Below are 14,520 nucleotides of genomic sequence, written 5' to 3'. Positions count from 1 at the left end.
CTTAAAAACGTAAATCCATTGCAATCTAATAAAAAGCTATTAATTATTGGTGCTCATTGGCCTAACCCCAACGGATCGGGTACTGGTACAAGGATGATTCAATTAATCGAGACTTTTCAGTCTCAATATGAAATTCATTTTGCAACTGTTTTACCCGTTGATGATAACTTTTGTAATCGTCATACTATATATGGTCATCGTATTGAACTAAATAATCAATCTTTCAATGAATTTGTTGCAGATTATTCTTTCAGTCATGTTCTTTATGATAGGTTTATGATTGAAGAACAATACAGCTGGAGAATAAGAAAAGTTTTACCAGAGTGTATTCATATACTAGATACAGAAGATTTACACTTCTTAAGGAAGGCTAGGGAAGAGGCTTATTTAAAAGATGCTACTGTAAATTTTGATAATGAATTCACTTATCGAGAGATTGCTGCAATTCTTAGAGCTGATTATTCTTTAATCATAGCTAATTATGAAATAGAGTTGCTCAAGTTACACTTTAATATTCCATTAGAAAAATTAGTATTTGTCCCTTTCTTATTTGAAAATATTGAATGTCCAATAGTCAATTTTGATGAACGTGAGCATTTTGTTTTTGTAGGCTCAGGAAAGCATAGACCGAACTTAGAAACGATAAAATTGCTAAAAAATAGTATTTGGCCCTTAATAAGGCAATCTCTTCCTAAAGTAGAATTACATATTTATGGTTATGAATTACCGGCATTTGTGAATCAAATGTATTCAAAAGAAGAGGGCTTTATCGTTAAAGGATACTGTGAAAATATAGAGGAAGAGTTAACCAAATATAAATTAATGTTGGCTCCTATTCCATATGGTGCAGGTATTAAGACAAAAATATTTGATGCACTAAAGTGCAGTTTACCGATAAACGGGTCGGTATATTTATGGGAAGGGATTTCATCTGAAAAAATAGCTTTATACAGTATAGAAACAATTGATAAACAGTTATTTGTAAGTGAATCTGTTAAATTGTATAAAGATCATTCTTCATTAGTTGAACTGTTAATTTATCAGCTTGAACTATGTAATACTTTGTTAAAAAGACAAACAACTGTTAAAAAATTACTATTACATTCAGTACTAATTGGTAGTTCGTCGAAAATATCAATAGAACAACGCATGATCAGATATTTTAGTCAAAAACAATACGAATTTTTCTCACGTTTTTTAGAACAAAAAAATATAAATTCTTAAAACCCTTAAACTTTTTATCGATGAAATGCATCGATAAACTGTTATGCAGTAAATAATAAAAATAAGATAAAAAACTGTATATCAATATTTTAAATTTGTTTTTTGCGTTTTTTTAAGAAAAAATAATTTTAATTCAATTTGCAAAATCCATTTTCTCCATAGGCTGAAATTACTTTGTACAGTAGTTAATTATTAAGGTATGAAGAAGTTTTACTTAATTCTAGTTTTATTATCAGGAATAGCAAATGCACAGGTTACTATTTTCAATGCGGACTTCACGACCGGCCTTGGGGATAATGCTTGGACTGATGCTGCCAATCGCGGGCAATGGAGAAGAGGTTCTGATCTTGCAGCTCATGGAGTAGGTTTTTACAAATACATACGTAGAACGAGGTCTAATGTAACTTATGAGGAATTTGCCAGAATGTCAACAACAACTCCATTGATTGACTTATCCGGTTATGAAAGGATGGTGTTAAGTTTTCGATATAATCTAGATGTTATTCCAAATGGAGCTGATGGATTTAGAATTGAATTTGATAATAACGATGGTTTAGGTTGGAGAACCTTAGGTAGAGTAGGTGAGCCTGATTCTGTTAATTGGATGACAACTGATGACGCTAGTGCAGTAGGTGGTTATGGTGCATGGGCAAATGATTCTAACGGTTGGACAACTGCAAGTGTGAACTTGCCTTCACAAGCTTTTGACGATCAAAGTGATGTGCGTTTTAGAGTTTGGTTTCAGTCTGACGGTGCTGCCTATAATGCTGATGGTCTAGCTATCGATGACTTTAGGATTGAAGGATACTTACAGCTTGCAAAGGTTTATGTAGATTGCGGTAACGGAGTAGGACCAGACTTAGAACTTTGGTTAAATCCAGCAACTTTAGCAGATAATTATAATGATGGTGATCTGATTAGTGAGTGGAGAAACTCTGTCGCAATAGGTAATGTGACAATTGATGGATCTTATACTAATGCCACATCGAGTGGATCACAACGCCCTATTTACCAAGATAACGCCGCTGCAAATGCAAATTATAATCCGGTAGTGACATTTGACGGAAGCAAATCTATGTTTGGTAAAGGTGGCTTTTATTATAACGATATTTATGTGGTAATAAACCCTACCCAAGGCCTTAATGCTTCTCGTGGAACTGAAGATGTTTTCATGGGTGATGACTATAATACAAGCGGAAATAATCAAGATGTTACAGGTATTTCTATCAATAACACAAGTGCTAGGTATGGAACTAATCCTGACATTGTAGCTTACAATCAAGGTGCACAAAATGATTATGGTAAGGCAATTGTACATCCTACTCTTAATTATGACAGACCAGTTGTTTTTAATGTAAGAGTTAATGATTCCGGTGATGGAATGGAATTGTATCTAGATGGAGTCAATCTTGAAAATATTCCAGCTTTATCTGGTTTAATTCAAGAGGTTAATAGTACAACTATAAAGGAAATTTTAAATTCGAGATATTGGTTAGGAAGATCAGAATTTTTTGGATCTAGTTTTAATGGAGATATTTTAGAAATCATGTCTTTTTCTGAAAAGAAGTCAGATGATGAGCGTGAGAAAATAGAATCCTATTTTGCTATGAAATATGGAATAACTTTAGGGTTATTTCCTATAGATTCTATAGGTCTGCCTCATGTTCCAGGTTCTTATTATGATAGTTCAGGTAATGAATTGTGGAATGCTTCTATAGATCCTGGTTTTACTTATAATGTTACCGCGATAGGAAGAGATGATTGTATGCGATTAAATCAAAAACAGGCTAGAAGTATAGATCCAAATGCTTTTGTCTCAGTTGGTTTGGGTGATTTATATAATACGAATAACGCTAACCCTAATACATTTGAAGACGATTACGACTTCTTGGTTTGGGGAAGTACGTCAGAGGATCTTGACCCAATGCCAAGTCCTTTGGCTGTTACATTAGGTCCTGATTTAGTTACTACGTTTACTGATGTTACTAAAAGAACATGGAAATTTAAAGAAGTTTCTGAACAAGGAAATGACATACCTGAAGTAAAGGTAATCGTGGAAACAGCAGGTTTCTCTAGCTTGCCAGCCTTAGTTGGAAATGATGCTTACGTAATGATAGTTGCCAATGATGAAAATTTCAACGATGTATTGGAAACTATCTTTTTAGATGAAAATGGCGCTACACTTGAAACTACTTATGATTTCGATGGTGAAAAATATGTGAAATTTGGAGTAGCACATGAAGAAATTGAGCCTAGACATATTGATTTTGATGGTGAAAATGATTATGTACAAGTTGGAAATGAAATACAATTAAACGGAGCCTACTCAATTTCTGCTTGGGTTTTATCAAGAGGTGCTAATTCAGATGGAAATAATAGAACAATAGTATCTAAAAAAGGAACCGCAAATAATGGTTATTGGTTATTCCTTGATGCTGATAATCGAGTATCTATGAGACATCAAACCCAAACAAGAAAAAGCAATACTAGAATCGCCGATAATGTTTGGACATATATCACAGTTGTTTATAATGGGACATCAATTAATTTTTACATAGATGGAGTTCTTGATAAATCTCAAAATATAGCTGCGCTTACAACTAATAGTGAAGATTTTTGTATAGGAGCGAGATACATATCTAAAACAGATGTAAGAAATCAGTTTTATGGAAATATTGATGAAGTTAGAATTTTTACTACTGCTATAAATCAGGATCAAATCAGATTTATGATGAATCAAGAGATTGAAGAGTTTGGTGGCGGAATTAAAGGAGCTATTATTTCTTCTGGTGTAACTAAGAATGATATAGCAGCACTATCTTGGTCAAACCTAGAAGCATATTACAATATGAATACCTACATAGGTACGCACTTAAATGACGCTTCTGGTAACAAACACCGTGGTAGTTTGAGACAACCTTCAAATTTTACCATTATTGACCAAACAGCTCCTCTTCCATACATTTCTCAAACTAATGGAGATTTCTCTGATAATAGTACTTGGCAAAACGGTGGTGAACTATATAATCCAGGCAGTACTAGAGTTGTAGCAGGAGCTGTTTATGATATTGATTGGAACATCGTACAGTCATCTCATAATATAGAAATAACCGATAAGAACATTACACTTCTAGGCTTAAACCAACAGTCTAACGAACTTTCAGTAAAAAATGATTTAGGTTTAACAGTAACGCATATTCTGGAACTTGATGGTCTAATTGACCTGGAAGGTGAAGCACAATTAGTGCAAACTTTAGATAGTGATTTAATTGGTTCTAGTACAGGATCGTTAGAGGCAGATCAGCAAGGAACTTCTGATAAGTACAACTATAATTACTGGAGTTCACCTGTTAGTTCAACTACTAATGCTTTGAATAACGATGGATATACCATTCAAGGCTTTATGCATGATGGAACATTTGCCGATAATCCTAGACCTATGAATTTTACAAGTAGAAATGTAAGAGATGGAGCTCCTGGAACGGCTAGTACTGCTGCAACAATCTCTGGTAGATGGTTGTACAAATATTCCAACTTAAGTTCAGGAAATTATTCCAATTGGGAATATGTAGGTCCTAATGGATCCCTAAATACAGGTGAAGGATTTACAATGAAAGGTAATAGCGACAACATTTCAGGAGAGCAGAACTATGTTTTTATAGGTCGACCTAACAATGGTGTCATTGACTTACCTATTAACAATGGTAATGACTATTTAGTTGGTAATCCATATCCATCAGCATTAGATGCTCATGAGTTCATAAGAGATAATCCTCAGTTGGACGGTACGCTTTACTTCTGGGAACATTGGGGCGGAAACAGTCACGTGTTACTTCAATATCAAGGTGGTTACGCAACCTACAATTTCTCTGGTGGAGTTCCTAACGCTAGTATAGGAACAAGCAGTCCACAAGTAAATCAAGGTGGAGTTCCTACAAAAACTCCAGAGCAATTTGTACCAGTAGCACAAGGCTTTTTTGTAAGAGCAACTTCTAATGGTACTGTTAGATTTGAAAATGATCAACGTCAATTTATTAAAGAATCTACAGGTCCTAGTGTATTTGTTGCTGCACCTGGTAGCGGCGCTGCTGCTATTAGTCCAGACTTAGATTACAATGGACCTAATGATACTAGACAAAAAATAAGATTAGGTTTTGATAGCCCAGGGACAATACATAGACAACTGTTAGTTACTGAAGATGTAAGTGCTACGATGGGTTACGATAGAGGATTTGATGCTAAGCAACAAGATAATCAAATGGACGATATGTCTTGGTATTTCGGTGGAGACACTTATGTGATACAAGGTGTAGGTAGTTTTGATAACAATACCATCCTACCTTTGTCAGTAAAAATAAGTAACCCAGGTACAATCACTATTGGTTTAGATAATCTAGAAAATGTTAATCAAGATTTAAATATATTCCTGCATGACAACCTTACGGGTATGTATCATAATTTACGTAATGCTGATGCTTTAATCGATAATATGAGCGCAGGAACTGTCAATGATAGATTTGAACTTCTATTCAATGATCCTTCTACTTTGTCAAATAATACTGTGCAATTGGATAATCAAATTACAATCTATCAACCAGTTAATACTGATCAAATTCATGTTAAGGTTTCAAATGAACTTTTAGTAAATGGTATAACCTTATACAACACATTAGGACAAAAAGTAGTTCACATCGACAGTCCTGATTATCAAGATGTGATTACTATAGATACAAATGAAATGAGCGCAGGAGCTTATATTGTAACTATAGATTCAAATAGTGGCTCTTATAGTGAAAAGGTAATTGTAAAATAACCCAGAGAGTATATATAATAATTAACTACAAATGAAAAAGCCGCTTCTTATTGAAGCGGCTTTTTCTATTTATATAAATTATAATTTTATGGACTATACCTCTTGTTCAATGGATAAAGAAACCTCAACCTGATTACGTAAAATATCATCCATAGTTTCACGCTTTCTTATGACATGTGATTCTCCATTATACCACAAAATTTCGGCAGGTCTATATCTACTATTATAGTTACTCGCCATTGAAAAACAGTAAGCACCGGCATTTGAGAAAGCTAGTATATCACCTTCTGTAACCTCAGCAATTTGACGGTTATTACCAAAAGTATCTGTCTCACAAATGTATCCTACAACACTGTAATACCTCTTACGTCCATCAGGATTAGAAACATTTTCAATTTTGTGGTACGATCCGTATAACATAGGTCTAATTAAGTGATTGAATCCAGAATCAACGCCAGCAAACACGGTACTCGTTGTCTGCTTTACCACATTTACCTTAGTTAAAAAATAACCAGATTCACTAACTAAAAATTTACCAGGTTCAAATGCTATAGTTAGATCTTTACCATACTCGTTGCAAAAGGTATTAAATCGTTCAGTCAATTGTTCACCTAATTCTTCAATGTCGGTAGATACATCTCCTTCTTTGTAAGGAACTTTAAAACCGCTACCAAAATCTATGAACTCTAAATCATCAAATTTTGCTGCGGTTTCAAATAAAATCTCAGACGCATATAAAAACACGCCAATATCTAATATATCGCTACCTGTATGCATATGAATTCCATTAACACGCATACCTGTATTCTTGACAATTCTTAATAAATGAGGAATTTGATGTATAGATATACCAAATTTTGAATCTATATGACCTACTGAAATATTAGCATTTCCACCAGCCATCACATGTGGATTTATACGCACACATACAGGTACATCAGGATGTTTAGACCCAAATTGTTCTAGTATGGATAAATTGTCAATGTTTATTTGAACACCTAGAGCGGCTACTTGCTCAATTTCTTCGAGAGAAACACCATTAGGAGTGTAAATGATTTTTTTAGGATCAACACCAGCTGCTAGCCCTAGTTTGACTTCCTGCACACTCACGGTATCGAGTCCAGCGCCTAACTGTTTAAAAAGCTTCAAGATTGAGATGTTTGACAGGGCTTTTACAGCATAATGAATTCTTAGATTTTTCGCTTTCGCGAAAGCGGACTCTAATCGTTCATACTGTGATATAATGCGCTGTGCATCATAGACGTAGACAGGACTACCGTGCTCCTGAGCTACTGCAACTAAATCTTGTGCATTCATTTTATTAATGTTAAATTATTTAAGCTCACAAAAATAAGTGCACAGAGGTAGTTGATGTGAAAAAAAACTCTAATTTTTTGCCCAATCCTAGTAATTTACTAGGTAATATATGTATGGGTAACCTAATGTGTGTTTCTAGACCCAAAAATGGCACTACCTATACGTACCATCGTACTACCTTCTTCAATAGCTATTTTGTAGTCACCAGTCATTCCCATGGATAATTCTTTGAATTCATCATGAGTAAAGTAATCTTCTTTTAATTTGGAAAACAAGCTGCTTAACGATTTGAATTCCTTTCTAATTTGATCTAGATCATCTGTAAATGTAGCCATTCCCATTAATCCTGTGATTGAAACATGGGATAACTCCTTGAACGCTTCACTTGTGATGTAATCCAGTAATTCTTGTTTGTCAAATCCAAATTTATTCTCTTCTTGGGCAATATGAATTTGAAATAAACAATTAATAACACGATCGTTATTTTTTGCTTGCTTATTAATTTCCTTTAGTAACCTAGGTGAGTCTACACTATGAATTAAATGCACATAAGGAGCCATGTATTTAACCTTATTCCTTTGAACATGCCCAATCATGTGCCATTTGATATCTTTAGGCAAGTGTTCCCATTTTGACGTCATCTCTTGGACTTTATTCTCACCAAAATGTCTCTGACCAGTCTCGTAGGCTTGTTCAAGATCACTGATAGGTTTTGTTTTACTTACGGCAATAAGTGTAGCCTTGGGTTCTACGCTTTCGCGAAAGCGTAATATGTTTTCACTAATCTTACTCATTTTCAAATTCGTAAATTAATAGTCCGCTAGGAAGTTTAGGTTTTATATAAGTGCTTTTAGGAGGCATTACAAGATCTGCATCGGCGATTTTTTTTATTTGTTCTACCGTTGCAGGAAATAGACCGAAACCTACCGCGTATTCATTATTATCAACTTGCTCCTTCATGTCTAGTAGAGCATCCTTCCCATAATTGTAGGATAATCTGCGATCATTTCTAGGATCTTTAATATCTAAAATCGGTTGAAGCAGATAATCATATAACATTTGCGTATCAAGATCATCTAAAGGACTATCAATTGTCATGACCTGTTTACGCCAATATAGACTGTAGAATTCTCCATCCAAATACATACTGAAGTGGTGCTTTTTGGACGGTTTATACATTTCCTTACCTCGATTTTGAATTCTAAAATGTTGATCTAGTTTCATGAGAAAATTTTCCTTTGTAAGATCATTGAGATCTGTCACTAGTCTATTAAATTCAAAGATTTGTAGCTGACTTTCTGGGATTAGAAAACTCATGAAATAATTGTAGGAATCATGTTTGTTACCTAAATCCTGAGATAGTAAATACGAGCTAGCGCTGCGGTGATGACCATCTGCAATGTATAAATGGGGTAGAGCTGCAAAGGATTGTTCAATTTTATTACAATCCTTTGCATCATCTATGATCCACACTTTATGTTCATTGCGATCAGTTGTTTTAAAATGATATTCAGGCTCACGTTGTTTTATACGTGAAACGATATCATCAATATCCTGTTGATCAGGGTAAGTGATCAAAACAGGCTCTGCATTAAAGCCTACTGTTTTTAAATATTCTTTAAACAGTGTTTCCCTTACTTTAAGTGTATTCTCGTGCTTTTTAATCACATTGTTGTTATAGTCATAGGTGCTTGCGGCAGCAATAATTCCTACATACTCGTGACCGTTTTCTGTACATTGATACAGATAAAAACTGGGAACTGATTCACCTTTAAGAAATTGATCCTCTTTGAACTCTAAGTACCTGTTGCGAACTAGTTGAAAACGTTCATTCCCTGTACTTTCATGATTAAATTTATAACCAGGATTCAAAATATGCAGAAAACTAAACGGATTATATTTTAAGGTGCTTTTTAGCTCCTTTCGTTTGTAATCCTGATACGATCTGGATATTAAATGAGTAGCAATTTCTTTTGAGGCTCTTACACCTTTGAAGGGTTTTATTTTTGGCACAATTATGAGGTCTTAAGCAAAACTTGAACTTACCTTTTCTGCTTTTTTAGATTCTGAATAATCGTAAAAGCCTTCTCCAGATTTTACTCCTTTTTTACCTGCCATCACCATATTAACTAATAGTGGACAAGGAGCATATTTAGGGTTTTTAAATCCATCATACATAACCTCAAGAATTGATAGGCATACGTCTAGACCTATAAAATCGGCCAGCTGTAATGGTCCCATAGGATGTGCCATACCCAGTTTCATTACAGTATCAATTTCTTGTACTCCTGCAACACCGTTGTATAAAGTCTCTATAGCCTCGTTAATCATAGGCATAAGAATTCTATTTGCTACAAATCCAGGATAGTCATTAACCTCAGTAGGCGTTTTGCCTAATTGAATCGACATATCCATAATAGATTTTGTAACCTCATCACTGGTTGAGTAGCCTCTAATGATTTCAACTAGCTTCATGATAGGTACAGGATTCATAAAGTGCATTCCTATTACCTTTTCAGGTCGTGAGGTAGCAGCACCTATTTGTGTGATGGAAATTGAAGATGTGTTTGAGGCTAGAATACAATCTGCTGGAGCAAACTCATCCATTTGCCCAAAAATTTTCAATTTCAAATCAACATTTTCTGTAGCTGCCTCGACCACGAGATCAGCCTGTTTTACACCTTCTTTAAGATCTGTATAGGTGGTGATGTTATTAAGAGTATCTTGCTTGTCGGCCTCAGTAATTTTTTCACGGGCAATCATACGATCTAGATTTTTACTTATTGTACCTAGACCACGGTCCAATGCTTCTTGAGAGATATCTACAAGTGATACATTAAATCCTTTTTGGGCAAATGTGTGTGCGATCCCATTCCCCATGGTTCCTGCGCCGATTACTGTAATATTTTTCATTTTTTTATTCAAAATTTGATTCTAATAGTTCTGTTATGTTGACAAAGGTTTGCATTGCCTCTTTTGAGTTAATATCTGTGTTTACAAAATAAATAATTCCAAAATCATTTTCAGGTTTGAAGAACATGACTGTACCTACACCTGGATCTCCACCAGTATGGCCTATTCTTCCTTGTTCATAACTTAAGAAAATACCGTGATTTTGCTCATTTTTGAGATTTTTTAAGTTTTCCTTATTAGATAAATGTGTGGAATCTAAACTTTTAGTAAAAAAGAGTTTGTAAGTATTCTTATTAAGTAATGTACCTTGTCCTTGATACGCAGCTATTATTTCTGAAAATACTAATCCTAAATCATGAACACTGGTATACATCCCTCCATCGGCAAAAGTGATAAGCTTGTAGTCAGGATATCTTAAATCTATGGTGCTATATACCTTACTGCGCAACGTAGTATCTAGATCTGATAATCTCCAGCTCGTTTCTTTGAGTTTTAACTCATCAATCACATGCTGCTTACTATAATCTTTAAAGTCTATTTGTGTAGCTTTTTCAACAACATAGGCAGCTAGTGCTGCACCTATGTTTGAATATTCATGAATGGTACCAGGTTTATACTCGTTAAAAATATAATCTGAATGGGTACTGTCAGTGACTGTAAGTCCAGACTTAAGAAATTCTTCTAGACTGCGATCTTCTTCAATAGGCAGAAAGTACTCTAATTCTTCTTGATCAATCAAAGGATTTCCATTAGTGTCCTTTTCTAAATTTATATAGGAAGAACTGTAATATTCCCTATCACTAATTCCGCTTGTGTGATTAACTAAATGTTGGACTCTTATTGTATCGTTAGGAAATAAAGGATGCTTAACAGTAAACGGTAAGTATTTATTAATATCATCATCCAACTTTAGTTTTTCTTCTTCAATAGCCTTGGCAAGTGTAAGTCCTACAAATACCTTTGAAATAGAAGCTATGTTTTGAAAGGTGTGAGAAGTATAAGGTAAGCTTTTTTCAAGATCCCTATAACCGTATCCTTTGGTAAATAATATGGAATCTTTGTTGACAACCGCTACTCCAAAACCGTTAAAATAATTTAGATCGTTTATACTATCTAATTGTTTATCAATTTGTGATTCAAGTATCTGAAATTTATTCTCTACTGTATTTGAGTTTGAAACAGAGGATTCGGTATTATTTTGAGTTGCGGTATTCTTTTCTTGTTTACAAGAAAAACAAAGAAGTACTAAAAAACTACCTATTAAAATTCGTATCATAATGATTTAAAATTCTCAATCACCTTAAGAGCTACATCTAGTGCGCGAGTACCATCTTCAAGATTTACGATAGGTCTGGTGTTATTTTCAATAGCATCTGCAAAGGTTTCTAATTCGTCTAGGATAGCATTATTTGCACTTACCTCTGGGTTGTCAAAGTAAATTTGTTTGCTTTCACCTTCTGCATTTTTAAGAATCATATCAAAGTCGCCAGGCGTTTCAGGAGCGTCTTTCATTCTAACGACCTCGACAGCTTTTTCAAGAAAATCAACAGATATATAGGCGTCCTTTTGGAAAAATCTTGCTTTACGCATTTTCTTTAAACTTATGCGACTAGCAGTAAGGTTTGCTACGCAGCCGTTTTCAAATTCTATACGTGCGTTGGCAATATCAGGTGTTTTAGATATTACCGCAACACCACTCGCATTAATTGATTTCACTTCACTTTTGACAACACTCAATATAGCATCAATATCGTGTATCATTAGGTCTAGCACCACACTTACATCGGTACCTCGTGGATTAAATTCTGCCAGTCGGTGTGACTCTATAAACATAGGTTGGTCGATGTTATCCTTAACAGCCATAAAAGCAGGGTTAAAACGTTCTACCTGACCTACTTGACCTTTTACATTATGCTTTCGCGAAAGCGAGATTAAATCATTAGCTTCATCAACTGTTACTGTGATAGGTTTTTCTACAAACAAATGTTTTCCTGCCTCTAGAACTTTTACAGCACTGTCATGATGAAATGAGGTAGGAGTGACTACATCGATCATGTCACATGCCTGGATAAGTTCATCAACATTAGAAAAGTATTTGTAACCAAATTCTTTTTCAACTTGTTGAGCGTATTCTGGATTTGCATCATAAAAGCCTACTAGTTCGTAGCGCTCACTTGATTGAAGTAGTTTAAGATGAATTTTTCCAAGATGTCCTGCACCTAGTACTCCTGCTTTAAGCATATGAAATATGGTTTTCCACAAAAGTAACGAAAACAGCTCTTTATAAAATTGTAAAATTTGCCTAGTTTTTAAGGTATTTTATTAGAAACAGAAGTTTAAATTTGCCACCATCGAGGATAATTATATACATAAAGGTAAACGCAGGCAGTTAGTAAATTTACTAAGAGAAAAGGGTATTACTGATGAAAGAGTACTTGATGCTATTAATGAAGTGCCAAGACATTTATTTTTAGACAGTGGATTCCTAGAGCACGCCTACCAAAATAAAGCTTTTCCTATAGGAGCAGGACAAACTATATCTCATCCCTATACAGTTGCTTTTCAATCTCAATTACTGGAAGTGATGCCAGGCCAGCGTATCCTTGAAATAGGAACAGGTAGTGGATATCAATGTGCGGTATTGATCAAAATGAAAGCGCAAGTATATACTATAGAAAGGCAGAACGAGTTGTATAAAAAAACTACCCAATTATTTAAAAAACTGTTTTATCGACCTAGAAAATTTGTTTTTGGTGATGGGTACAAGGGTTTACCAGATCAAGGTCCTTTTGATGGTATTATAGTTACCTGTGGTGCTACCGATATTCCAAAAGCCTTGCTAGCGCAATTGAAAATAGGCGGAAGAATGGTTATTCCTGTAGGTGACGATTCTCAAATTATGACACTTATTGTACGCGAATCCGAGTCGAAGTTTGTTAAGAGTACATTTGGAGAATTTAGGTTTGTACCCTTTCTTGACGGAAAAGAATAGAGTGTTTAAATAATAGTGGTTGATACTGTCCTAACTCCATCTAAACTTAATAGTTTATAGAAATTCATTGATTAAAAACATTACAGAAAACTTTACTGATAGGTAAAACCTTTTTTGTAATAGGGTAGAAGTTACCTAATATAAAACATAAAAAAAACCGCCTTATTAAATAAGACGGTTGAACTTTTATAAAAGAATTAGAAATTATCCGATCACTTTTACATTAACGGCGTTGATTCCTTTTCTACCTTGTTGAGTTTCATACTCAACTTTGTCGTTTTCTTTGATTTCGTCGATTAAACCAGAGATGTGTACAAATACATCTTCTCCAGAATCATCAGAGGTAATAAACCCAAAACCTTTTGAGTCATTAAAAAATTTTACTTTGCCTTCTTGCATTGTTATTGAATTAAATTAAAAAAATGTTCTTCAGAACTTTTCACTCATGAGATACCGCAATAATTGCAGAAAAAAGTAATGATTGAATGAATAAGTAATGAAGAGAAGGCTCCTCTAAATACACCAATAAATAAAATAACTACTTTGAAAACAAGGTGTCAAGATTCCTAAGAATCATTGCAAAACTAAACTAATTTAATTGCCATACCTAGAATAGTATGTTTTATTTATGTAATTAAAGGGTTTTATAATTCTTAAGTTTTGTTTGAACCAGGCATATTAATGATTAAGGAAATCGTTGTAACAAATAAAAAATGAATCCTCCTGTTGCATAGCATACAAGATCCCATACATCGCCAGTATATCTTTCATTTACCTGTGGTAAATACCATTCAAAATAAATACTGTACAACAGGACTAGACTGGCTATACTTAACTCGTCCAGTCTTAAGCTTTTATTTCTTTTTATAAACCATAACACATGTAGACATATGACACTCACTATAGGTATTACCAATATATCATTCACATATCCCGTCACAAAATCACTGGCAACTTGATAAGATTTAGCGAGTTCGACTATAAAAAAACTAATGACACTTAATAAAAAATAGAGGTGTACAATTTTTAAAGGAAGTTTTTTGATCATGTTGCTAATAAGGCTATTAACCAAGCTAAAAACATCCCTATCGCCATAACAACAGTCCAAATGGATTGTAAAACTTTATAGGAAAAACGAGCCAATGGGTTGCTACTGTTTTCCCACCTATCCAAGAATGACTCATTCTTGGTAGGCTGCTTTGGGTCATTCTCACTATTCTTTTCGGCCGAATTAAGCATGTCAGAATCTTGCATTACATGG

At 34.3% G+C, this 14,520-nt stretch carries 12 protein-coding genes; 3 read left to right on the top strand and 9 right to left on the bottom strand.

Going from position 1 to position 14,520, the window contains the following annotated elements; genetic code table 11:
- The first annotated feature begins 18 nt into the window (after positions 1–18).
- Together I5168_RS10560 and I5168_RS10555 are read left to right on the top strand one after the other, a co-directional pair.
- On the top strand, positions 19–1,224 hold the full coding sequence (locus tag I5168_RS10560) for a glycosyltransferase (protein ID WP_431471737.1): 1,206 nt from the start codon (positions 19–21) through the stop codon (positions 1,222–1,224).
- Between the two features lie 199 nt (positions 1,225–1,423).
- Positions 1,424–6,037: a LamG-like jellyroll fold domain-containing protein gene (locus I5168_RS10555; protein WP_431471736.1), complete on the top strand. Its 4,614-nt coding sequence runs from the start codon at positions 1,424–1,426 to the stop codon at positions 6,035–6,037.
- A gap of 93 nt (positions 6,038–6,130) precedes the next feature.
- On the opposite strand, the gene lysA is transcribed toward I5168_RS10555, so the two are convergent.
- From lysA to I5168_RS10525, 6 genes are all read right to left on the bottom strand, one after another.
- Positions 6,131–7,354, bottom strand: coding sequence for a diaminopimelate decarboxylase (gene lysA, locus I5168_RS10550; RefSeq protein WP_431471735.1), 1,224 nt, complete (start codon positions 7,352–7,354; stop codon positions 6,131–6,133).
- A gap of 122 nt (positions 7,355–7,476) precedes the next feature.
- Positions 7,477–8,148, bottom strand: a complete 672-nt coding sequence (locus I5168_RS10545) for a YggS family pyridoxal phosphate-dependent enzyme (protein WP_431471734.1) — start codon at positions 8,146–8,148, stop codon at positions 7,477–7,479.
- Positions 8,141–9,367 carry a DUF1015 domain-containing protein gene (locus tag I5168_RS10540; protein ID WP_431471733.1) on the bottom strand — a complete coding sequence of 409 codons (1,227 nt, stop codon included), beginning with the start codon at positions 9,365–9,367 and terminating at the stop codon, positions 8,141–8,143. The genes I5168_RS10545 and I5168_RS10540 overlap by 8 nt, the downstream gene beginning before the upstream one ends.
- Before the next feature lie 12 nt (positions 9,368–9,379).
- Positions 9,380–10,267, bottom strand: a complete 888-nt coding sequence (locus tag I5168_RS10535; protein ID WP_431471732.1) for a 3-hydroxyacyl-CoA dehydrogenase family protein — start codon at positions 10,265–10,267, stop codon at positions 9,380–9,382.
- A gap of 4 nt (positions 10,268–10,271) precedes the next feature.
- Entirely contained in the window at positions 10,272–11,543 is a 1,272-nt protein-coding gene (locus tag I5168_RS10530; protein WP_431471731.1) for a serine hydrolase domain-containing protein, read from the bottom strand.
- Positions 11,540–12,508: a Gfo/Idh/MocA family protein gene (locus tag I5168_RS10525; protein ID WP_060522560.1), complete on the bottom strand. Its 969-nt coding sequence runs from the start codon at positions 12,506–12,508 to the stop codon at positions 11,540–11,542. The genes I5168_RS10530 and I5168_RS10525 overlap by 4 nt, the downstream gene beginning before the upstream one ends.
- Before the next feature lie 109 nt (positions 12,509–12,617).
- On the opposite strand from I5168_RS10525, the gene I5168_RS10520 reads away from it, so the two are divergent.
- Positions 12,618–13,259: a protein-L-isoaspartate(D-aspartate) O-methyltransferase gene (locus I5168_RS10520; RefSeq protein ID WP_431472767.1), complete on the top strand. Its 642-nt coding sequence runs from the start codon at positions 12,618–12,620 to the stop codon at positions 13,257–13,259.
- A 204-nt stretch (positions 13,260–13,463) separates the two neighbouring features.
- Here I5168_RS10520 and I5168_RS10515 read toward each other — a convergent pair whose 3' ends face one another.
- The 3 genes from I5168_RS10515 to I5168_RS10505 form a co-directional block, all read right to left on the bottom strand.
- A complete protein-coding gene (locus tag I5168_RS10515) occupies positions 13,464–13,658 on the bottom strand; it encodes a cold-shock protein (RefSeq protein ID WP_042278701.1) in 195 nt (64 codons plus the stop codon).
- 286 nt (positions 13,659–13,944) lie between these two features.
- Positions 13,945–14,307, bottom strand: a complete 363-nt coding sequence (locus tag I5168_RS10510) for a hypothetical protein (protein ID WP_431471730.1) — start codon at positions 14,305–14,307, stop codon at positions 13,945–13,947.
- Positions 14,304–14,513, bottom strand: coding sequence for a hypothetical protein (locus I5168_RS10505; RefSeq protein WP_167341931.1), 210 nt, complete (start codon positions 14,511–14,513; stop codon positions 14,304–14,306). The genes I5168_RS10510 and I5168_RS10505 overlap by 4 nt, the downstream gene beginning before the upstream one ends.
- Positions 14,514–14,520: the final 7 nt, after the last annotated feature.

Source organism: Nonlabens sp. SCSIO 43208, from assembly GCF_050703575.1.
In the GTDB taxonomy this organism is placed as follows: Bacteria; Bacteroidota; Bacteroidia; order Flavobacteriales; family Flavobacteriaceae; genus Nonlabens; species Nonlabens tegetincola.
Note: the sequence above shows the minus strand (reverse complement) of the source record. Positions and strands in the feature narration are given on the sequence as shown.